This window comes from Pseudomonas mucoides, from assembly GCF_015461845.1.
GTDB lineage: Bacteria > Pseudomonadota > Gammaproteobacteria > Pseudomonadales > Pseudomonadaceae > Aquipseudomonas > Aquipseudomonas mucoides.
The window spans coordinates 381,829-402,031 of the sequence record NZ_JACOPW010000003.1 but is presented as its reverse complement, the minus strand read 5'-3'; the positions used below and the strand labels follow the sequence as shown (position 1 = coordinate 402,031).

Annotated in this window: 18 protein-coding genes; 8 read left to right on the top strand and 10 right to left on the bottom strand. The window is 59.4% G+C overall.

Annotated features, from left to right (window positions below):
- Positions 1-113 precede the first annotated feature (113 nt).
- The 4 genes from H8F22_RS16720 to H8F22_RS16705 are packed head-to-tail and all read right to left on the bottom strand — an operon-like array spanning position 114 to position 2,960.
- Positions 114-851, bottom strand: coding sequence for an amino acid ABC transporter ATP-binding protein (locus H8F22_RS16720; protein ID WP_194940468.1), 738 nt, complete (start codon positions 849-851; stop codon positions 114-116).
- Positions 838-1,488, bottom strand: a complete 651-nt coding sequence (locus H8F22_RS16715) for an amino acid ABC transporter permease (protein ID WP_027926441.1) — start codon at positions 1,486-1,488, stop codon at positions 838-840. The genes H8F22_RS16720 and H8F22_RS16715 overlap by 14 nt, the downstream gene beginning before the upstream one ends.
- Positions 1,485-2,153 (bottom strand): amino acid ABC transporter permease, encoded by a 669-nt coding sequence (locus H8F22_RS16710; RefSeq protein WP_059181979.1) that lies wholly within the window; start codon positions 2,151-2,153, stop codon positions 1,485-1,487. The genes H8F22_RS16715 and H8F22_RS16710 overlap by 4 nt, the downstream gene beginning before the upstream one ends.
- A gap of 21 nt (positions 2,154-2,174) precedes the next feature.
- A complete protein-coding gene (locus tag H8F22_RS16705) occupies positions 2,175-2,960 on the bottom strand; it encodes a transporter substrate-binding domain-containing protein (protein WP_194940467.1) in 786 nt (261 codons plus the stop codon).
- A gap of 256 nt (positions 2,961-3,216) precedes the next feature.
- On the opposite strand from H8F22_RS16705, the gene H8F22_RS16700 reads away from it, so the two are divergent.
- The 6 genes from H8F22_RS16700 to H8F22_RS16675 all read left to right on the top strand — a co-directional run bounded on the left by H8F22_RS16700 (position 3,217) and on the right by H8F22_RS16675 (position 10,537).
- Entirely contained in the window at positions 3,217-3,924 is a 708-nt protein-coding gene (locus H8F22_RS16700; protein WP_027926444.1) for a FadR/GntR family transcriptional regulator, read from the top strand.
- A 120-nt stretch (positions 3,925-4,044) separates the two neighbouring features.
- On the top strand, positions 4,045-4,374 hold the full coding sequence (trxA, locus tag H8F22_RS16695) for a thioredoxin TrxA (RefSeq protein ID WP_003206727.1): 330 nt from the start codon (positions 4,045-4,047) through the stop codon (positions 4,372-4,374).
- Between the two features lie 247 nt (positions 4,375-4,621).
- Positions 4,622-5,881, top strand: coding sequence for a transcription termination factor Rho (gene rho, locus H8F22_RS16690; RefSeq protein ID WP_007942421.1), 1,260 nt, complete (start codon positions 4,622-4,624; stop codon positions 5,879-5,881).
- 148 nt (positions 5,882-6,029) lie between these two features.
- Complete coding sequence (locus tag H8F22_RS16685) at positions 6,030-8,033, top strand: acyltransferase family protein (protein ID WP_194940466.1); 2,004 nt, start codon at positions 6,030-6,032, stop codon at positions 8,031-8,033.
- A gap of 69 nt (positions 8,034-8,102) precedes the next feature.
- Positions 8,103-9,569 carry a 4-hydroxy-3-polyprenylbenzoate decarboxylase gene (ubiD, locus tag H8F22_RS16680; RefSeq protein WP_007942423.1) on the top strand — a complete coding sequence of 489 codons (1,467 nt, stop codon included), beginning with the start codon at positions 8,103-8,105 and terminating at the stop codon, positions 9,567-9,569.
- Entirely contained in the window at positions 9,569-10,537 is a 969-nt protein-coding gene (locus H8F22_RS16675) for a CDP-6-deoxy-delta-3,4-glucoseen reductase (RefSeq protein ID WP_059181982.1), read from the top strand. Before ubiD ends, H8F22_RS16675 begins: the two co-directional genes overlap by 1 nt.
- Before the next feature lie 14 nt (positions 10,538-10,551).
- Here the strand turns inward: H8F22_RS16675 and H8F22_RS16670 are convergent, their stop codons facing one another.
- Positions 10,552-11,028 carry a hypothetical protein gene (locus H8F22_RS16670; RefSeq protein ID WP_027926447.1) on the bottom strand — a complete coding sequence of 159 codons (477 nt, stop codon included), beginning with the start codon at positions 11,026-11,028 and terminating at the stop codon, positions 10,552-10,554.
- A 298-nt stretch (positions 11,029-11,326) separates the two neighbouring features.
- Here H8F22_RS16670 and H8F22_RS16665 point away from each other — a divergent pair, with 298 nt between their 5' ends.
- Positions 11,327-11,995 (top strand): gamma-glutamylcyclotransferase, encoded by a 669-nt coding sequence (locus H8F22_RS16665; protein ID WP_027926448.1) that lies wholly within the window; start codon positions 11,327-11,329, stop codon positions 11,993-11,995.
- Here the strand turns inward: H8F22_RS16665 and glpT are convergent.
- Both glpT and H8F22_RS16655 read right to left on the bottom strand, forming a co-directional pair.
- Positions 11,971-13,320, bottom strand: coding sequence for a glycerol-3-phosphate transporter (glpT, locus tag H8F22_RS16660; RefSeq protein WP_027926449.1), 1,350 nt, complete (start codon positions 13,318-13,320; stop codon positions 11,971-11,973). The two genes, H8F22_RS16665 and glpT, sit on opposite strands and share 25 nt — an antisense overlap.
- Positions 13,321-13,720: 400 nt before the next feature.
- Entirely contained in the window at positions 13,721-14,698 is a 978-nt protein-coding gene (locus H8F22_RS16655; protein WP_027926450.1) for an NADPH:quinone oxidoreductase family protein, read from the bottom strand.
- Positions 14,699-14,848: 150 nt separating this feature from the next.
- Here H8F22_RS16655 and H8F22_RS16650 point away from each other — a divergent pair, with 150 nt between their 5' ends.
- A complete protein-coding gene (locus H8F22_RS16650; protein WP_027926451.1) occupies positions 14,849-15,256 on the top strand; it encodes a flagellar basal body-associated protein FliL in 408 nt (135 codons plus the stop codon).
- Between the two features lie 129 nt (positions 15,257-15,385).
- Here the strand turns inward: H8F22_RS16650 and H8F22_RS16645 are convergent, their stop codons facing one another.
- Genes H8F22_RS16645 through H8F22_RS16635 form a run of 3 tightly spaced genes read right to left on the bottom strand, consistent with a single transcriptional unit; the run spans position 15,386 to position 20,189 of the window.
- Positions 15,386-16,504 (bottom strand): ABC transporter permease, encoded by a 1,119-nt coding sequence (locus tag H8F22_RS16645; protein WP_027926452.1) that lies wholly within the window; start codon positions 16,502-16,504, stop codon positions 15,386-15,388.
- Positions 16,504-19,227: a ribosome-associated ATPase/putative transporter RbbA gene (gene rbbA / locus H8F22_RS16640; protein WP_059181983.1), complete on the bottom strand. Its 2,724-nt coding sequence runs from the start codon at positions 19,225-19,227 to the stop codon at positions 16,504-16,506. The genes H8F22_RS16645 and rbbA overlap by 1 nt, the downstream gene beginning before the upstream one ends.
- Positions 19,224-20,189 (bottom strand): HlyD family secretion protein, encoded by a 966-nt coding sequence (locus H8F22_RS16635; RefSeq protein ID WP_027926454.1) that lies wholly within the window; start codon positions 20,187-20,189, stop codon positions 19,224-19,226. The genes rbbA and H8F22_RS16635 overlap by 4 nt, the downstream gene beginning before the upstream one ends.
- Positions 20,190-20,203 lie beyond the last annotated feature (14 nt).

Here is a 20,203-nt window from a genome sequence, read left to right as displayed (position 1 = left end):
GGGCGAGCCCGCTCCCACAGGTTTTTGCGTCGAGCACATGATCGCGTTCCAACAGAGAACCCTGTGGGAGCGGGCTTGCCCGCGAAGGCGGCCTCGAAGGCCCTGAATATTCTTCAGCCTGCCGCTTCCACCGTCCCTATGAAATTCGCCAGCTCCGCCGTCTGCGGATTGGCAAACAGCACTTTCGGATCCCCCACCTCATGCACCTTGCCCTGATGCATGAACACCAACTTGTCCCCTACCTCCCGGGCAAAGCGCATTTCGTGGGTGACCATGATCAGCGTCATCCCATCCCTGGCCAGTTGCCGAACCACGCTCAGCACTTCATTGACCAGTTCAGGGTCCAGTGCCGAGGTAATTTCATCGCACAGCAACACCTTGGGCGACATCGCCAGCGCCCGTGCAATGGCCACCCGCTGTTGCTGCCCGCCGGACAGCCGGTCAGGGAAGGCGTCAAACTTTTCGCCCAGCCCGACACGTTCCAGCATCTGCCGCGCCAGCTCGGTTGCTTTGGCTTTCGGTACTTTCTGCACCACCTGTGGCGCGAGCATGACGTTCTCGCCCACGGTCAGGTGCGGAAACAGGTTGAATTGCTGGAACACCATGCCGACTTTCTGCCGCAAGCTACGAAAGTCCGCGCGGGCGGCGTCGAGGTATTCGCCGTCGACTTCGATCACGCCATCGTTGATCGACTCCAGGCCGTTCAATGTGCGCAACAATGTGGATTTGCCCGAGCCGCTACGGCCGATGATCGCCACCACCTGGCCTTCCTCGACGCTCAGGTCGATGCCTTTGAGCACATGGTGATCGCCATAATATTTATGCAGGGCGGAAATTCTAAGCAGAGGCATGCAGTCTCCTTTCCAGGTAGCGCGCGCTGAGGGACAAGGGGTAGCAGAGCAGGAAGTAGCCGAGGGCAACCAGGCCATACACCATGAAGGGTTCGAAGGTGGCGTTGGCGAGCATGCCGCCGGTCTTGGTCAGTTCGGTGAAACCGATGATGGAGGTCACGGCGGTGCCCTTGACCACTTGCACCGAAAACCCCACGGTCGGCGCCACGGCGATCCGCAGCGCTTGCGGCAGGATCACGTAACGCAGTTGCTCCAACGGATTGAGCGCCAGGCTTGATGATGCTTCCCACTGGCCGTTGGGGATCGAGTCGACGCAACCGCGCCAGATTTCCGCCAGATAGGCGCTGGTGAACAGCGTCAGGGCCAGCGCCGCCGCCATCCATGGCGAAATGTCCACACCGGCCAAGGCGACGCCGAAGAACACCAGGAACAGCTGCATCAACAGCGGCGTGCCCTGGAACAACTCGATGTACGTGCGGGCGATGTTACGCGGCAGGGCTTTTTTCGAAATGCGCATGACCATGATCAGCAAACCGATCAAGCCGCCGCCGATAAATGCCACCAGCGACAGCGCCAGGGTCCATTGCAGGCCCGTGAGCAAGTTGCGCACGACGTCCCAAAAGGTGAAATCGCTCATTGGCTGCTCCTGGCGATGTAGCGGCGCCCGATCCAGTTCAGTAACTGGCGGATCACGAGCGCCATGCACAGGTAGAGCAGGGTGGTCAGGGCATAGGTTTCAAAGGCGCGGAAGTTGCGCGATTGAATGAAGTTGGCGGCGAAACTCAACTCTTCGGTCGCGATCTGCGAGCAGACGGCCGAACCCAGCATGACGATGATGATCTGGCTGCTCAGCGCCGGCCAGACTTTGCCCAGGGCTGGCAGCAAGACGACGTGGCGGAACGCTTCGAAGCGGTTCATCGCCAAGGCGGCTGCGGCTTCAAGCTGCCCCCGGGGAATCGCCTGGATGCCGGCACGGATGATCTCGGTGGAATAGGCGCCCAGGTTGATCACCATCGCCAGCACGGCGGCCTGCCATTCAGAAATCTGCACACCCAGGGAGGGCAATCCGAAAAAGATGAAAAACAACTGCACCAGAAACGGGGTGTTGCGGATCAGCTCGACGTAAACCCCGAAAATCGTCGAGAACGGGCGAATATTCCACGCCCGTACCTGCGCGCCGACGATGCCCAGACTGACGCCGAGCACAGCGCCAATGGCCGTCAACTCAAGGGTGAACAGCGCACCGTGCAGCAACAGGTCGGTGTTTTGCACCACCGGCAGAAAGTCGAACTGATAAGCCATGCTCAGTCTCCTTGGCGAAAATCAGAGATCGGCCGGCAACGGTTCTTTCAGCCAGGTCCGGGAGTTTTTCTCCAGTGCGCCATCCGTCCTGGCGGTGGCGAGGATCTGGTTGACCTTGCCCAACAGCGCCGGCTCGTTCTTGTTCACACCCACGTAGACCGGCGAATTCTTGAGCTTCACTTTCAATGCGGGCACACGTTTCGGGCTTTTCTCGCTGATCGCCACCATCACCACGTTGCCGCTGGCGATCAGGTCAACCTGGCCGGCGAGGTAGGCGGCGATGGTCGAGTTGTTGTCTTCGAAGCGCTTGATGGTCACGCCTTCGGGGGCCACCTTGGTCAGTTCGATGTCTTCGATGGCGCCACGGGTGACGCTGACGGTTTTACCCTTGAGGTCGTCCAGGCTTTTGATATCAGCGTCTGGCGGACCGAACACGGCGAGGTAGAACGGCGCGTAGGCGCTGGAGAAGTCGATGACTTTCTCGCGCTCGGGGTTCTTGCCGAGGCTGGAGATCACCAGGTCCACCTTGCCGGTGGTCAGGAACGGGATACGGTTAGTGCTGTTGACCGGGGTCAGTTCGAGTTTGACCTTGAGCTCATCGGCCAGCAGTTTTGCGGTATCGATGTCCAGGCCGCGCGGTTTCATGTCCGGGCCGACCGAGCCGAATGGCGGGAAGTCCTGTGGCACGGCGACTTTGAGAATGCCGCGTTTGACCACATCCTCCAGACCGTCGGCGTGGGCGGGCGCCTGGCTCAGCATCAGGCTGGCAAACAGGGCGGCAAGGAGGGCGCTGTAACGCTGGGTCATGGCAAATCTCCGGATCGGCGAAAAGTGAATGCTGCGGATCGACAGAGCACGGGCCATGCCAAGAGTCGGTTTCAGGGGGCGCAGGCCACGGGTTTACTGGCGTCGATCGGTCTTACTGGTCTGAACAGTCAACTTGTGTTTCGCACCCCGATAGCGCATCGCCGGAAACGACCGAACCCCCATGGGGCACGACTTGCCGGGCGTCGCGATTAGCTTTACAACTGAGCACTCATTGGCCTGGCTTGTTTGAAAAACCATGAATTCGATCTCCCGCGCCGTTCCTGAAGTGGCCCTGCAGGCCATCCGCAAACTGATCACCGAGCAAGGCTTCGGGCCAGGCGATGCCTTGCCCTCGCAACGGGACCTGGCGGTGCAGTTGGGGGTCAGTCGCGCGTCATTGCGTGAGGCGTTGTCGTCGCTGAGTGCGCTGGGCGTGATCAGTATCCAGCCAGGCAAAGGTGTGTTCGTGCAGGCGCCGGTGGACCTGTCGGGTGACGAGGCGGCGGTGAGCTGGCCGTTCGCTGCCCAGGCCTCACCACTGGATATCTTCCAGTTGCGTTATGCCCTTGAGGGGTTTGCCGCCGGTTTGGCGGCCATTACCTTGAGCACACAAGAGCTCGATGCGCTGGAAGACAATGTCGCAGCCATGCGCCGGGAATTGAAGGCCGGCGACTTCGAGGCGGCGGCGCGGCTGGATTTCGAGTTTCACCGGCGCATCCTGCTGGCCAGCGGCAATCAGGCGATGCTGAGCATCCTGACCGCCAGCGCCGAGATCTTTCTGGAGAGTCAGAAGCTACCGTTCATCCGGGCTGAGCGGGCCATGGAAACCTGGCAAGAGCATCGCAAAATTCTCCGCGCGCTGACTCGACGGGCCTCTGGCGCTGCGCAGAAGGCGATGCACGAACATGTACGAAACGCGGCGCTGCGTACAGGTATTGCCTTCGTCGCTCCCGCCACCTCATGACTTGAGCTATACCCAAACTCATGGACCACCATAGCGAGACTCAATCATCTGCACCTTCCTGAACGAGGGAAGGGCGGCTATGATGGGCCACGTTTTTTTGCTTACAACCTGGAGACTTCCATGAGCAGCGATCTTATCAAACACGTTAGCGACGCTAGCTTCGAGGCCGACGTACTCAAGGCCGAAGGCGCTGTACTGGTCGACTACTGGGCTGAATGGTGCGGCCCATGCAAAATGATCGCTCCTGTTCTGGACGAGATTGCTGAAACCTACAAAGGCAAGCTGACCGTTGCCAAGCTGAACATCGACGAAAACCAGGAAACCCCGGCCAAGCATGGCGTGCGTGGTATCCCGACGCTGATGCTGTTCAAGAACGGCAACGTTGAAGCGACCAAGGTCGGCGCACTGTCCAAGTCGCAACTGGCTGCCTTCCTCGACGCCAACATCTAAGCGTTGATCAAAGCGTCATCAAAAAGGCCCCGCACATTGCGGGGCCTTTTCGTTATTCAGGGCTAGACGCTCCGAAACTCAGGTGGTACATTCGGCCCCGCACTGGTTTCTCCATTGCCCCCTGCTAGCCGTCGCCGACGCACTCCTTTTCGAATAAGTACGCGATCCTGTCGCCTTCTCTGCGGCGCGGCCTCATTAAGCCAAAAGCTTAATTTCCCCCCTCCATAAATGATTACGTCATTCCTATATGAATCTGACTGAACTCAAGCAAAAGCCGATTACCGAACTGCTCGAATTGGCCGAACAGATGGGCATAGAAAATATGGCCCGTTCGCGCAAGCAGGACGTGATTTTCTCCCTGCTCAAAAAGCACGCTAAAAGCGGCGAGGAAATCTCCGGTGATGGCGTGCTGGAGATTCTCCAGGACGGCTTCGGCTTCCTGCGCTCCGCTGACGCTTCCTATCTCGCCGGCCCGGACGATATCTACGTCTCGCCGAGCCAGATCCGCCGTTTCAACTTGCGCACCGGTGACACCATCGTTGGCAAGATCCGCCCTCCAAAGGAAGGCGAGCGTTATTTCGCGCTGCTCAAGGTCGACACGATCAACTACGATCGTCCCGAGAACGCGAAAAACAAGATTCTCTTCGAGAACCTGACCCCGCTGTTCCCGACTGTGCGCATGAAGATGGAAGCCGGCAACGGTTCCACCGAAGACCTGACCGGTCGTGTCATCGACCTGTGCGCCCCGATCGGCAAAGGCCAGCGCGGTCTGATCGTTGCACCGCCGAAAGCCGGTAAAACCATCATGCTGCAGAATATCGCAGCGAACATCGCCCGTAACAATCCTGAAGTTCACCTGATCGTGCTGCTGATCGACGAACGTCCGGAAGAAGTAACCGAAATGCAGCGCACCGTGCGCGGCGAAGTGGTTGCCTCGACGTTCGATGAGCCGCCAACCCGCCACGTGCAGGTTGCCGAAATGGTGATCGAGAAGGCCAAGCGCCTGGTCGAACACAAGAAAGACGTGGTGATCCTGCTCGACTCCATCACCCGTCTGGCTCGCGCCTACAACACCGTGATCCCGAGCTCCGGCAAAGTGCTCACCGGTGGTGTCGATGCCCACGCCCTGGAGAAACCGAAACGTTTCTTCGGCGCTGCGCGGAACATCGAAGAAGGCGGTTCGCTGACCATCATCGCCACCGCGCTGGTTGAAACCGGCTCGAAGATGGACGAAGTGATCTACGAAGAATTCAAAGGCACCGGCAACATGGAACTGCCTCTGGACCGTCGTATCGCTGAAAAACGCGTCTTCCCGGCTATCAACATCAACCGTTCCGGCACCCGCCGCGAAGAGTTGCTGACGGCCGACGACGAGTTGCAGCGCATGTGGATCCTGCGCAAGCTGCTGCACCCGATGGACGAAATCGCTGCCATCGAGTTCCTGGTCGACAAGCTGAAAACGACCAAGACCAACGACGAGTTCTTCTTGTCGATGAAGCGTAAGTAAAACGGTTTTTTTAACCGCTAAAAAATGGCGTCCTTCGGGGCGCCATTTTTTTTGCAAAAAAAAGGGAGGTTTGCGACTGCGATTTGTCAGTACAGAAGCGAATTGGGCCTGCGACCCAAACAACTTCAACTGACTGGCATTCCTGTTTATGAGCACACTTGCTTACCGAAGGGACATCGACGGCTTGCGCGCAATCGCGGTGATTGCGGTGGTGCTGTTCCATTTTGGTGTTCCTGGCTTCACCGGCGGCTTCGTCGGTGTCGACATATTCTTTGTGATTTCCGGCTATCTCATCACCTCGATCATCTGGAATCAGCGCCAGGCCGGGCGCTTCAGCTTTGTGGATTTCTGGGCACGTCGTGCGCGGCGGATCCTGCCGGCGCTGTTCGTGATGATTCTCGCGGTGCTGGCGGTGGGCTGGTTTCTGATGGCGCCCAAGGATTACGAAGAGCTTGGCCGCTCGGTGCGTTACCAGGTGATGTTCGTTTCCAACCTCCTGTTTATGCGTCAGGACGGTTATTTTGATGTCGCTTCCGACCTCAAGCCGTTGTTGCACACGTGGTCGCTGGCGGTTGAAGAGCAGTTCTATATTGTCTTCCCGCTGCTGCTGACGGTGCTGTCGAGTCGCCTCAAGCATTGGCGACTGGCGCTGTTCGGCGTGTTGCTGGTGTCGTTCGGGCTCAGCGTCTGGGCCGTGGCACATCATCCCGAGAAAGCCTTTTTCCTGCTGCCGATGCGCGCCTGGGAGTTGTTGGCCGGTGCCATGTTGGCGGTTGCGCCAAGAACCGGTTGGCGTCTGACCTCTACGGGCGCGCAAGTGGTGAGCCTGGCCGGCTCCGCTCTGATTCTGCTGGCCGTGTTCTGCTATGACAAAAGCACACCGTTCCCAGGCGCAGCCGCGTTGCTGCCGACGCTGGGTGTGGTGGCGTTGATCTGGGCCAACGGTCATCGGCAAACGCTGGTCGGTGCCTTGCTCGCCAGCCGTGTGTTGGTCGGGCTCGGGCTGATTTCCTATTCCTGGTACCTGTGGCACTGGCCGGTATTTGTCTTTGCCAGCTATGCCAGTGTCGATGAGCCAGGCCCGTTCGATATTTCGGGGTTGATTCTGCTCAGTCTGGTGTTGGGTTATCTGTCGTGGCGGTTCGTCGAAACGCCGTTGCGCGAGCGGCGATTGTTGGCGGGGCGTCGGCAGATTCTGCTCGCGGCGGCGTGTGGCGTGCTGGTGCTGGGGCTGGCCGGACAGATGTTGCGCTGGACCGATGGTTTGCCCGTGCGCCTGCCCGACCAGGCCCTGCAATACGCCAAAGGGAAAGAATGGCGCCCGGAACTGATGCGCTGCCTGGCCAACGACCAAACCCCTGACGAAAAGCTGTTTTGTCATTACGGGACGTCCACGCCGACCGCATCAAAAGCGCTGGTCTGGGGCGACAGTCATGCCACGGCGTTGATTCCGGTATTCGACGACGGCGCGCAAAAACACGGGGTCAGCGTGATACTCGCCAGTTCCCCTGGCTGCATTCCGGTTGAAGGGCTGGAACACGAGCCACAGTGTGCCCGCTTCAACCGTCGGGTCGAGCGGGCCTTGAAGCCACAATCGGTGGGCGATGTCGTGCTGGTCGCACGCTGGAGCCTGTACCTCTATGGCGATGTGAAAGGCGACCTCGGGTTTGTGCTGCGCGATTCCAGCGGCCGTTATGACCGGGCGATCGCCGAGCAACGCCTGGCCGAAGGGTTGCAGGCAACCGTCCGGCAACTGCGCAATGGCGGGCATCGCGTCTGGCTGGTCAAGGAGGCGCCGCTGCAACAGTTCAGTCCGCCTTACCGCCTCAGCCGCCTGGCGATGTTGCATCGTCCAACCGATGACGTTGGGTTGCCGGTGACCGAGCACTTCAAGCGTCAGGCTTTCATCAGCCAGTTGTTCGCGCAAATAGCGGCCACCAATCCGGGCGTGACCGTGGTCGATCCGGCACCGCTGCTGTGTAATGACGAAGGTCTTTGCCGCGCCGAACTCGACGGTCATTCGCTGTACACCGACGACAATCACCTGTCCGAGGTCGGGGCTCGCTTCATCGCGCCGGCACTTGAGCCGTTGTTCAGGCGCTTGCAAGCCCGGGCAACACTCGGCAATGGCAACTCAAATGCGGTCAGGTAATCAGCGATAAGCTGCCAGCGGACGGCAGAGCAGGTAGGATGTACGCCTATTTTAGGGGTGCCATCGTCAATGAAATTCAAGGACCTTCGGGATTTCGTGCAGCAGCTTGAGCAGCGCGGAGAGTTGAAACGCATCCAGATCCCCGTCTCTCCAGTGCTGGAGATGACCGAAGTCTGTGATCGCACACTGCGGGCCAAAGGCCCGGCGCTGCTGTTCGAGAACCCGACCGGCTACGACATTCCGGTGCTCGGCAACCTGTTCGGCACCCCCGAGCGGGTCGCCATGGGCATGGGCGCCGAGGCGGTCAGCGAGCTGCGCGAAATCGGCAAGCTGCTGGCGTTCCTCAAGGAGCCCGAGCCGCCGAAGGGCCTGAAAGACGCCTGGTCGAAGTTGCCGATCTTCCGCAAGATCATCGCCATGGCGCCGAAAGTCGTCAAAGACGCGGTGTGCCAGGAAGTGGTCATCGAAGGCGACGACGTCGATCTGGCGATGCTCCCCGTGCAAACCTGCTGGCCGGGCGACGTCGGTCCGCTGATCACCTGGGGCCTGACCGTCACCAAAGGTCCGAACAAGGACCGCCAGAACCTCGGCATCTACCGTCAGCAAGTGATTGGCCGCAACAAGGTCATCATGCGCTGGTTGAGCCACCGTGGCGGCGCGCTGGATTACCGCGAATGGTGTGAAAAGCATCCCGGCCAGCCGTTCCCGGTGTCTGTGGCGTTGGGCGCTGACCCGGCGACCATCCTCGGTGCCGTGACGCCGGTGCCGGACAGCCTCTCCGAATACGCCTTCGCCGGTCTGCTGCGCGGCAACCGAACCGAGCTGGTGAAGTGCCGTGGCAACGACCTGCAAGTTCCGGCGACTGCCGAGATCATCCTCGAAGGCGTGATCCATCCGGGCGAAATGGCCGATGAAGGCCCGTACGGCGACCACACCGGTTATTACAACGAAGTCGACAGCTTCCCGGTGTTCACCGTCGAGCGCATCACCCACCGGATCAAGCCGATCTATCACAGCACCTACACCGGTCGTCCGCCGGATGAGCCGGCGATTCTCGGTGTGGCGCTGAACGAAGTGTTCGTGCCGATCCTGCAGAAACAGTTCCCGGAAATCACCGATTTCTACCTGCCACCCGAAGGCTGCTCGTACCGCATGGCCATCGTGACCATGAAGAAGTCGTATCCGGGGCACGCCAAGCGGGTAATGCTCGGTGTCTGGTCGTTTTTGCGACAGTTCATGTACACCAAGTTCGTTATCGTCACCGATGACGACATCAACGCGCGGGACTGGAACGACGTGATCTGGGCCATCACCACGCGCATGGACCCCAAGCGCGACACGGTGATGATCGACAACACGCCGATCGACTACCTCGACTTCGCCTCGCCGGTCTCAGGCCTGGGCTCGAAAATGGGCCTGGATGCCACGCATAAATGGCCGGGCGAAACCACTCGCGAGTGGGGCCGGGTGATCGTCAAGGACGACGCCGTGACCCAACGGATCGATGCCATCTGGAATCAGTTAGGAATAGATTGATGCGTGTAACCTTGCAGCCCTCCGGAGCGGTGCTGGATATTCTGCCCGGCGAGCGGATTCTCGATGGTGCGCGGCGCCTGGGCTATGAATGCCCGCAAAGCTGCCGCAACGGCAATTGCCACGTGTGCGCGGCGTTGCTGGTGGAAGGGCGGGTCGAACAAAGCGGCAATGTGCACGACCATGGCGAGTTCTACACTTGCATAGCAGAGCCGCTGGAAGACTGCATTTTGCTGTGGGATGGCGTGCTTGCGCTGGGAGAACTGCCGGTGCGCAGCGTGTCGTGTCAGGTCATTGAATGCAGGGACGTCGGCGGCGATACCTGGCGTGTGCGTCTGCGCGCGCCGGCCGGCAAGCCACCGCGCTATCACGCAGGTCAGTATTTGATGATCGAACGTGAGAATGGCGAAAAGTCCGCGTTCTCGCTGGCCTCGGCTCCCCATGGCGGGCGCGATCTGGAAATTCATGTGCTGGCACGCGAAAGCAGTGCGCTGAGCCTGATCGAGCAGCTGCAACGCAATCGGATGGTGCGAGTCGAACTGCCCTTCGGCGATACCCATCTCGCGGAATTGCCGGATGGCCCGTTGGTACTGATCGCCGCTGGCACGGGCATGGGCCAGATCCACAGTCTGATCGAACACTGCCGCGCCAGCGGCTTCAAGCACCCGGTGCACCTGTACTGGGGCGTGCGTCGTCCTGAAGACTTTTACGAGATCGAGCATTGGGATGAATGGTTGAAGCTGCCCAATCTGTTCCTGCACAGGGTCGTCAGTGATCAGTGCGGTTGGCAGGGGCGCTGCGGGATGCTGCATGAGGCGGTGTGTGAGGATTTCCCGGACCTCAAAGCCTTGCATGTCTACGCCAGCGGCTCACCGGCCATGGTCTACGGCACGCTGGATGCGTTGGTGGAAGCCGGGATGGATGCTCATCAAATGCGTGCGGATGTGTTTGCGTATGCGCCAAGATCCTAGGCCATTGTGGCGTGTCAGAAGCGCACGCCAGTCGTCACCATGGCGGCGTTGAAGCCGAGCAACACCAGTTCGGCCGCCAGCGGTCCGTAATGCGCGCCGAGTGAGGGGATGATCACCGGCGCCACCCCGAAGTGATTCAATGGGATCTTGTCCTGATACTTGCCGCTGTAACCCTCCAGCAGACCACCGGTAAGTTTTATATACACCGGATAGTTGGCGCTCTCGTATCGTTTGCCCGCATAGGCGTAATAAGACCGCTGGCTGAACGAGTTGCGAAAAGTGGCGCCGCCCAACACCCAGCCTGACGGGGCCTCACGTTCAAGGCCAATCAGGTCCTGATTGTTATTGTGCTCGGGGTCGGGCGAATAGTGTTTGGTGTAAACACTGGTCTGCAGATACCAGGAGCCGGTGTCCTTGGGGGGTGTCTCGGCAGCCAGTGAAAGCGGCGCCAAGAGCATTGCCAGTAGTCCGTAAATCCACGGTTTTTTCATCATTCAGTCTCTTGTGATAGCCGTCAGCGTACGAGCAGGCGGAAAATCAGAAGAGGATGTAGGAGGAGTCTGGCAGTAGCGTTCTATCTGATCGAGCCTATGGCTTATGTATATTTCATTCTGGTATTTAGAATATTGCCAAGATTACCTTAGGGTATATGAACAGTTCCTGAACCCTTCTGTTGTTTATTGGGCATACGTCCTTTAGCACTTTTCGTTTCACCATTACTGCTATATGTTCTATAACGTTAATGTTGCTTACATTTTGCAATACTCGCAGGGCCGAAACTCCATTGCCATGAATGCCGTTGAATCTGCTTTTTTGAATCTGGCTTACCCTCCGCGGCTCGATCTGGGGCCGCAACTCACGCACGAACAATTACTCTGCTCCATGCAGTCAACCATGGCGCGCCACAAGGGCGGGCCGGTCTGGTTGTTCGCTTACGGTTCGCTGATCTGGCGTCCTGAATGCGCCGCGGTAGAACGCAAGCGCGGCCGGGTGCATGGTTACCATCGCGGTTTGTACCTGTGGTCCCACGAACATCGCGGCACGCCCGAAGTGCCAGGCCTGGTGTTTGGTCTGGATCGTGGCGGTTCTTGCAGCGGCTTCGCTTATCGCTTGCCCGAAGAACAACTTGAAGCCTCACTTTATGCGCTGTGGCAACGTGAAATGCCATTCCCGTCCTATCGCCCACACTGGCTCAACTGCCGTCTTGAAGACGGAAGCCAGGTTCAGGCATTGGGGTTTGTATTGGAGCGCCACCTGCCCAGCTATGCCGGCAACTTGCCGGATCACGTGCTGAGCCAGGTGTTTGAAAACGCTTGCGGGCGCTACGGCACCACTCGCGATTATGTCGAGCAGACCGCCCACGCCCTGCGTAGCCACGCCATGCCGGACCGAAATCTGGAGGCGCGACTCAAACGCTGCAAATCAAAATCCGATCAGGCGATCGCTTCGCGGGTCTGACTGGCGACGTTCTTGTGGCCCAGCGTGGGCGCCAGGAACGCCATCGCCAGCAGGCAGGCCACCACCAGCAGAATGAAGCCGCCATCCCAGCCAAAATAGTCCACGGTGTAGCCCATCAAGGCACTGGCCGCGACTGAACCACCCAGGTAACCGAACAGACCGGTAAAGCCCGCGGCAGTACCGGCAGCTTTCTTCGGCACCAGTTCCAGCGCTTGCAAGCCGACCAGCATCACCGGGCCGTAGATCAGGAAGCCGATGGCGAACAGCGAGATCATGTCGATCATCGGGTTACCGGGCGGGTTCAGCCAGTACACGATCGTCGCGACGGTCACCAACGCCATGAACACCATGCCGGTCAGGCCACGGTTGCCACGGAAGATTTTGTCCGACATCCAGCCGCACAGCAGCGTGCCCGGAATACCGGCCCACTCGTACAGGAAGTAAGCCCACGAGGTCTTGTCGAAGTCGAAGTGCTTGACCTCTTTGAGGTAGGTCGGCGCCCAGTCGAGGATGCCGTAGCGCAGCAGGTAGACGAAAACGTTGGCCAGGGCGATGAACCAGAGCATTTTGTTGCGCAGCACGTATTTGACGAAGATGTCCTTGGCGCTGAATTCTTCTTCGTGGCTGGCGTCGTAGCCGTCGGGGTAATCGTTTTTGTATTTCTCGATCGGCGGCAGGCCGGTCGATTGCGGTGTATCGCGCATCACAATGAAGGCAAACACGGCGACCAGCAGCGCCACGGCGGCGGGTACATAGAACTTGCTGTGCCAGTCGTTGAACCAGCCCATGCCGAGGATCGCCAACGGACCGATCAAACCGCCGCCCACGTTATGCGCGGTGTTCCACACCGACACCACTTGACCGCGTTCTTTCTGCGACCACCAGTGCACCATGGTCCGGCCACTTGGCGGCCAACCCATGCCTTGTGCCCAGCCATTGATGAACAACAGGATGAACATCATGGTCACGCTGGACGTTGCCCAAGGTGCGAAACCGAACACGAACATGACCCCGGCGGAGACCACCAGGCCGAAGGGCAGGAAGTAACGCGGGTTGGAGCGGTCGGACACGATACCCATCAAAAACTTGGACAGGCCGTAGGCGATGGCAATCGCCGACATGGCCACGCCCAGTTGACCCTTTGTGTAGCCTTGGGCAATCAGGTCCGGAAACGCCAGGGTGAAGTTCTTGCGCAGCAGGTAGTAACCCGCATAGCCAATGAATATCCCGGCAAAGATCTGCCAGCGAAGGCGTTTGTACGTGTCATCGATTTGTTCGTCAGGCAATGGAGCCTGATGTGCGGCAGGGCGAAAGAAAGCAAACATTCAAGAGCTCCAGATTTCTTGTTTTGACTGCGGATGCGAATGTTACAGTTTCGTTACCGAAAATAGCACCGGTTCGCATTAGCAAAACAGCGGAAATGTGGGCAATCGAGTGTTCCTTTATGAACATGTCGCACAGGTATAAGTGAAGGGCGGTGTGGGAAATGTCTTTTGCAGGCTCTAACGACCATTTCAGTCCGGGGTAGGACGAGGCTTTGAGAAATGTCCTGCGGTGGAATGGGACGTCGCGGCGTTCTGCAGGAAAGGCATTTAGAATCGTCAGGGAATGCCGGGCGAGTCCGATGCGCAGGTATGTGAGCTTGCTGCCGGAGGACGTTCGGACGTTGCTTTAGTCCCGGCCAATAAAAATGCGGTCTGGACACTCCAGACCGCATGTTCCGGCTCAGCGAACCTGAACCACGACTTTCCCGACCGCCTTGCGCTGGCCGAGATCATTGATCGCCTGCGCCGCATTGCTCAGCGGATACACCTGCGACACCAACGGTTTCAACTTGCCCTCGGCAAACCAGCCAAACAGTTGCTGGAAGTTCGCCGCGTTGTCTTGCGGCTGGCGCTGGGCAAACGAACCCCAGAACACACCCACCACGGCCGCACCTTTGAGCAGCGCGAGGTTGACCGGGAATTCCGGAATGCGTCCGCTGGCGAAACCGACCACCAACAGGCGGCCGTTCCAGGCGATGGCGCGCACGGCCTGGTCAAACAGGTCGCCGCCAACCGGGTCGTAGATCACGTCGGCGCCCTGGCCATCGGTCAGGCGCTTGATCTCGTCCTTGAGGCTGGTTTCGCTGTAGTTGATCAGTTCGTCAGCACCGGCCGCCTTGGCCACGGCAAGTTTTTCAGCGCTGCTGGCGGCGGCAATCACGCGGGCGCCCATGGCTTTGCCGATTTCCACGGCGGCCAGGCCTACGCCGCCGGAAGCGCCGAGGACCAGCAAAGTTTCGCCCGGTTGCAGGTTTGCCCGTTGCTTGAGGGCGTGCATCGACGTGCCGTAGGTCATGCTGAAGGCGGCCGCGGTGTTGAAATCCATCGAGGATGGAATAGGCAGCACGTTGTAGCCTGGCACGGCGACCTGTTCGGCAAAGCTGCCCCAGCCAGTCAGGGCCATGACGCGATCGCCGACCTTGAGGTGGCTGACCTTTTCGCCCACCGCGCTGACCACGCCGGCCGCTTCACCGCCCGGCGAAAACGGGAAGGGCGGTTTGAACTGGTATTTGCCCTCGATGATCAGCGTGTCCGGGAAATTCACCCCGGCGGCGTGCACGTCCAGCAGGATTTCATTCTTTTTCGCAACAGGACTGGCGACGTCTTCCAGCACCAGCGATTCGGCAGGGCCGAAGGCTTTGCACAGCACGGCTTTCATCAGGGCTATTCCTTTGGGAGTGATGGCCGATAAGTGTAGGTGTGTGAGTCGATGGGTCAACGAGCATGCCCGACCCTGATAGTCAGCCATAAGCTTGTGCTTGAGCGGCGGGTCGTTATGCTAGGCCGCAAACCGGATAAGGAGCGAATTGTGAAAGCGTGGATCATGTTGTTGCTGGCCCTGTCTCTGCCTGTGGCAGCGATGGCCGAAGAAGCCAAAGAAGGTGAAGCTCCGAAGGTCAATTACATCACCCTGAGCCCGCCGTTCGTGGGTAACTACGGGCTGGACGGTACGCCCAAGCTCAAGGTCTACAAAGCTGATGTGGCCTTGCGCGTGACCGGTGATGACGCCACCAAAGCGGTGAAGGCCAACGAACCGTTGATCCGCAATCAGCTGGTGGCGTTGTTTGCACAGCAGACTGCCGAGACGATGAGCAACGTCGAAGCCAAGGAAAAACTGCGCCAGGAAGCCCTGAAGCAGACTCAGCAAGTGATGAACGACGAAACCGGCAAGCCGGTGGTTGAAGATTTGTTGTTCAACAACCTCATCATTCAATAAGTCATTCGTTGTCCGGGCTGGCCTCATCGTCGGAACGCCGCCCGGAGCAGGTTCGTTCTCACATTGGTTTTGTGAACGCCACATCTCCAATGTGTGCGGGCTTGCTCACGAAGGGGGCGACTCGGCCCCTCAGGACGCGAGACTCTTGCGAAACCGCATCAGCGCTATCGCAAAGAACAGCATCCCTATGGCAGTGAGCGCGAGCAAGTCCGGCCAGACCACGCTCAACCCGGCGTCGCGAAACAAAATGGCGGCGCTCAGGCTGACAAAATGCGTTGATGGCGAGCCCTGCATCACCCATTGCAGCCATTGCGGCATGCTGTCCAGCGGTGTGCTGCCGCCGGATAACAGCAACATCGGGATAATCACCGGAATGGCCAGCAGTCCGAATTGCGGCGTCGAGCGAGCCAGGGTGGCGAGAAAGATCCCCAGTGCGGTACTGGCGAACAGATAGACCGCCGTCACCAGCAAAAACAAACTCAGGGAGCCGGCCAGCGGCACACCGAGCGCGCCTTTGACTATCACCTCAAGCGACAGCCAGGTGCACAGCACCACCACCAGCATGTTGCTCCATATTTTCGCCAGCATGATTTCCAGCGCCGTCAGCGGTAGCACCAACAGGTGGTCGAGGGTGCCGTGTTCCCGTTCACGCAGCAGTGCTGTGCCGGTCAGAATGATGGCGAGGATCGTGATGTTGTTGACGATTTGAATCACCGCCAGAAACCAGCCGCCTTCCAGATTGCTGTTGAACAGGGAGCGGGTGGTCAGCATTACGGGCGCTTTGCTCGCCACATCGCTTTGACCGCTGTAGGTCAACAACTCGCGCTGGAAAATTCGCCCTATATACCCCGCGCCCATGAATGCCTGGCTCATGGCGGTGGCGTCGACATTGACTTGCACGGCAGGCTGACGACCGGCCAGCAGGTCGGTCTGAAAGTTTGCCGGCACATTGATGACAAATGTGTACTTGCCACTGTCCATGACCTGGTCCAGTTGCCCGTACGGCAACAAGACCGGCCGTTGGAATTCCGGAGGTTGCAGCGCCTGCGCCAGTTGTCGCGACACAAGGCTGTGATCTTCATCCACGATTGCCACGCTGGCGTTATGTACGCCAATTACCGAGCCCGCAGCCGGCATGTAGATCGCCACCGTAAAGGCGTAAAAAAGAAACAGCAGCAGCACGCTGTCGTGTCGCAGGCTTGTCAGTTCCTTGAGACCCAGGCGCAGAATGTGCGCAAACTTGTGCATCAGGCCTCCTGCTTTTTCAGCATGACCAGGCTGAGCCCGGTGAACCCGAGGAAGAATCCGCACAGCGCCAGGCATTGCGGCCAAAGCTGGCGTATATCCAGAGCCTTCGTGAAAGTGCCTACAGCGATATCAAGGAAGTGCCCGGCCGGAAACAGCATCCCCATTGTGGCGGCAGCGCCTTCGAGGGAGGAACGAGGCACGATCAGGCCGGAAAACTGGATGGTGGGCAGGCTGGTAATGATCATGGTGCCGAGGATGGCGGCGATCTGGGTTCGGGTGAAGGCCGAAATCAACAAACCCATGCTGGTTGTCGCCAATACATAGAGCAGCCCGCCGAAGGCCAGGGTCAGGAAACTGCCCTTGAACGGCACACCAAACAGCCATCGGTTCATCGCGACCAGCACTGCAAGGTTGATCAGGCTGACTGCCAGATAGGGCGCCTGTTTGCCCAACAGGAACTCGAGTCGAGTCAGCGGTGTGGCGTAGAAGTTGGTGATCGAACCCAGTTCTTTCTCCCGCACGATGCCCAGCGCCGTGAGCATGGCCGGGATGAACGCCAGAATCAGCGCCATGACGCCGGGCCCGATGGCGTTGACGCTGACCACGTCCTGGTTGTAGCGGAAGCGGGTTTCCAGTCGAGCGGCAGCTGGCCGGCTCAACGCCGGGCTGCTTTGTTCGGCCAGTTGTTCGATATTGGCCTGGTGCACCGCCTCGACGTAGTTGCGGCTCGTCTCGGCGCGAAACGGCATACCGCCATCGAGCCAGGCCGCCACGGCAGGTTGGCGTCCGGCGTACAGATCCCGGCCAAAACCGGGAGGCACCTCAAGTGCCAGTTTGATTTCAGAGCGCTGAAGGCGACGATGCAGTTCTTTGGCGTCCTGGATGGGCGCTTGCTCGTCGAAGTACCGAGAGCCGCGGAAGGCCTCCAGGTACGCGCGACTCTGTGGTGTCTGATCCTGATCGTAGACAGCGAACGCGAGCTTCTCGACGTCCAGGGAAATGCCATAACCGAAGATCACCATCATGAAGATGGCCCCGAGCAGGGCAAACGCCATCCGCACTTTGTCACGCAGCAGTTCCTTGCCCTCACGACTGGCCACCGCCATCAGGCGGCCGGGACTGAAACCGCGATCCTTCAGGGGCGTGGCCGGCGTGACAGGCGCATTTGCAGGCTCTGCCGGTTTGGGTGGTTCGCAGGTGCCTTGGGCTTGCTCCAGGCAGGTGACGAACGCAGCTTCCAGCGTCTCACCTTTGAATTGTTGTTGAAGGGCTGCCGGTGTATCGCAAGCCAGTACCTTGCCGGCATGCATCAACGAGATGCGATCGCAGCGTTGGGCTTCGTTCATGAAATGGGTAGAGAGGAAGATGGTCACACCTTGCTCTCGGGACAACTCGATCAGTAGTCGCCAAAAATCGTCCCGTGCCGCCGGGTCTACACCGGAGGTCGGTTCGTCGAGAATCAAGACTTCCGGCCGATGCAGCACCGCTACCGCCAGGGACAGGCGTTGGCGCAAGCCCAATGGCAATGCTGCGGACTGCTGTTCGCACACGCTGCCCAGATTGAAACGCTGGATCAGCTCTTCGATGCGTTGTGCGCTGTCGACTTTAGGCAAATCGAACAGCCGTGCATGCAGCTCCAGGTTCTGCCGCACACTGAGTTCGCCATACAGCGAAAAGCTCTGCGACATGAACCCGACGCGTTTGCGGGTGGCCAAATCCTTGGCATCCACCGGATTGCCCAGCAGCGTGGCGCTGCCTTCGCTGGCCGGTATCAGCCCGGTCAGGACTTTCATTGTGGTGGTTTTGCCGCAGCCGTTGGACCCGAGGAAGCCAAAGATTTCGCCACGACCGATGGCGAAGCTGACCTTGTCTACGGCAGTGAAGTCGCCGAAGCGCAGGGTCAGATCGTGGGCCTCGATGGCGATATCGGTGGCGGTGCCGGTTCCCGGTGGAATCACCAGAGGCTGCGGGTCATGGCTGCCGTCGCCCTGATAATGGGTGAAGGCTTCGTCGAGTTTGCCGCTCGTTGTTACAGCCCGTAATTCCTTGGTCAACCCAGTGGCAATCAGCTTGCCGCCATCAAGCATCAGGCAATGTTCGAACTGCTCGGCTTCCTCCATATAGGCGGTGGCGACCAATAACGTCAGTTGTGGACGCTGGCGCCGCACATCGTCAACCAGCTCCCAGAACCGCCGACGGGATAACGGATCGACGCCGGTTGTCGGTTCATCGAGGATCAACAGGTCCGGTTCATGGATCAGCGCACAACACAGGCCCAGCTTCTGTTTCATGCCACCGGACAATTTGCCTGCCGGTCGATCGGCGAAGTGCAACAGGTCGGTGGCCAGTAACAGATTGTGCATACGCTGATTGCATTCGGCTTTTGACAGCCCAAACAAGGTGGCGAAAAACTGAATGTTCTCGCTGATCGACAACTCAGGGTAAAGGTTGCCGCCCAGGCCTTGGGGCATGAAGGCAATACGCGCGTAGAGGGTGTTGCGATGGCGGCGGTCCTGGATCGCCCCGTCGAGTACATTCAGTTGCCCTTGCTGCAGCTTTTTCACGCCGGCGATCAGTCCCAGCAGACTCGATTTGCCGGCCCCATCGGGACCAATCAACCCACACCGGGTTCCGGCGGGCAGGCTGAATGTGATGTCATTCAGCGCCTGATATGTGCCGTAACGATGTTCGATTGCGCAAGCTTGAACCGCCAGGCTGGTCATTGCAGATTAGCCGGCCAGCCAACAGGGGCGGTGCGCACATAACCGGCGCCGGGCATGCCGGGTTTGGCCTGGGGCATGGCCCCGGGATCAGTCAAACGTAACTTGACCCGAAACACGAGTTTTTGCCGCTCATCGCGGGTCTCGACTTCTTTGGGGGTGAACTGCGACTTGGCCGCGACAAAGCTGACCTTCGCCGGCAGCGGGCGGTCGGGCAGGGCATCAAGCAAAATTCGCGCTTCATCGCCCACCGCCAGGCGTCCGGTCACGGAGGTCGGCAGGTAGAGGTTCATGTATTGATCGTTCGGGTCGATCAGCACTAATACGCGTCCGCCCGCACCGAGCACTTCGCCCGGTTCGGCCATGCGCAGCTGGATCACTCCGTCGATAGGGGCTCGCAAACTGCTGTCGTCGATTTCACTGTTCAACTGCGCGACTTGCGCTTGCGCAGCGCCAATGGCAGCACCGACCGCAGACTCTTGTGCGCGGGCCGCTGCAACGGCGGCATTGCCCGTGCCAATACGCGCCTGCTGCTGATCGATGATCTGACCGCTCACGAAACCGTGTTTGAACAGCGTCTCGGAACGACTGAGTTCCTGTTGGGCGAGCAGTTGCTCGCTCAGGCGTAATTGCACGTTGGCTTGTGCGGCGGTGAGGTTCTCCCGGGCGCGCAATACTTCGGCTTCGGCCTGGTTGCGTTGGGCTTCAAGGGTACGGGTGTCCATGCGGGCCAGCAGTTGGCCTTTGCTGACCTTGTCGCCTTCATCGACGAGTACTTCGGCCAGTCGCCCGGGTGTTTTGCTGGCGATCTGTACTTCGGTGGCTTCGAGGCGGCCATTGCCGACATACAAGCCTTCGGGCAAGCGGTCATGCATCGACTTCCAGTAGCCAAAGCCCCCGGCGCCCAGCAGCAGTATCACTAAAGCACTGGCAAACAATATTGAAGAGCGACTGTGCGTAGACATGCGGGCATCCTGCG

Excerpts from the sequence above, each read along its gene's own strand:
- H8F22_RS16720 (WP_194940468.1), bottom strand. The coding sequence starts at position 851 with ATGCCTCTGCTTAGAATTTCCGCCCTGCATAAATATTATGGCGATCAC.
- H8F22_RS16715 (WP_027926441.1), bottom strand. The coding sequence starts at position 1,488 with ATGAGCGATTTCACCTTTTGGGACGTCGTGCGCAACTTGCTCACGGGC.
- H8F22_RS16710 (WP_059181979.1), bottom strand. The coding sequence starts at position 2,153 with ATGGCTTATCAGTTCGACTTTCTGCCGGTGGTGCAAAACACCGACCTG.
- H8F22_RS16705 (WP_194940467.1), bottom strand. The coding sequence starts at position 2,960 with ATGACCCAGCGTTACAGCGCCCTCCTTGCCGCCCTGTTTGCCAGCCTG.
- H8F22_RS16700 (WP_027926444.1), top strand. The coding sequence starts at position 3,217 with ATGAATTCGATCTCCCGCGCCGTTCCTGAAGTGGCCCTGCAGGCCATC.
- trxA (WP_003206727.1), top strand. The coding sequence starts at position 4,045 with ATGAGCAGCGATCTTATCAAACACGTTAGCGACGCTAGCTTCGAGGCC.
- rho (WP_007942421.1), top strand. The coding sequence starts at position 4,622 with ATGAATCTGACTGAACTCAAGCAAAAGCCGATTACCGAACTGCTCGAA.
- H8F22_RS16685 (WP_194940466.1), top strand. The coding sequence starts at position 6,030 with ATGAGCACACTTGCTTACCGAAGGGACATCGACGGCTTGCGCGCAATC.
- ubiD (WP_007942423.1), top strand. The coding sequence starts at position 8,103 with ATGAAATTCAAGGACCTTCGGGATTTCGTGCAGCAGCTTGAGCAGCGC.
- H8F22_RS16675 (WP_059181982.1), top strand. The coding sequence starts at position 9,569 with ATGCGTGTAACCTTGCAGCCCTCCGGAGCGGTGCTGGATATTCTGCCC.
- H8F22_RS16670 (WP_027926447.1), bottom strand. The coding sequence starts at position 11,028 with ATGAAAAAACCGTGGATTTACGGACTACTGGCAATGCTCTTGGCGCCG.
- H8F22_RS16665 (WP_027926448.1), top strand. The coding sequence starts at position 11,327 with ATGAATGCCGTTGAATCTGCTTTTTTGAATCTGGCTTACCCTCCGCGG.
- glpT (WP_027926449.1), bottom strand. The coding sequence starts at position 13,320 with ATGTTTGCTTTCTTTCGCCCTGCCGCACATCAGGCTCCATTGCCTGAC.
- H8F22_RS16655 (WP_027926450.1), bottom strand. The coding sequence starts at position 14,698 with ATGAAAGCCGTGCTGTGCAAAGCCTTCGGCCCTGCCGAATCGCTGGTG.
- H8F22_RS16645 (WP_027926452.1), bottom strand. The coding sequence starts at position 16,504 with ATGCACAAGTTTGCGCACATTCTGCGCCTGGGTCTCAAGGAACTGACA.
- rbbA (WP_059181983.1), bottom strand. The coding sequence starts at position 19,227 with ATGACCAGCCTGGCGGTTCAAGCTTGCGCAATCGAACATCGTTACGGC.
- H8F22_RS16635 (WP_027926454.1), bottom strand. The coding sequence starts at position 20,189 with ATGTCTACGCACAGTCGCTCTTCAATATTGTTTGCCAGTGCTTTAGTG.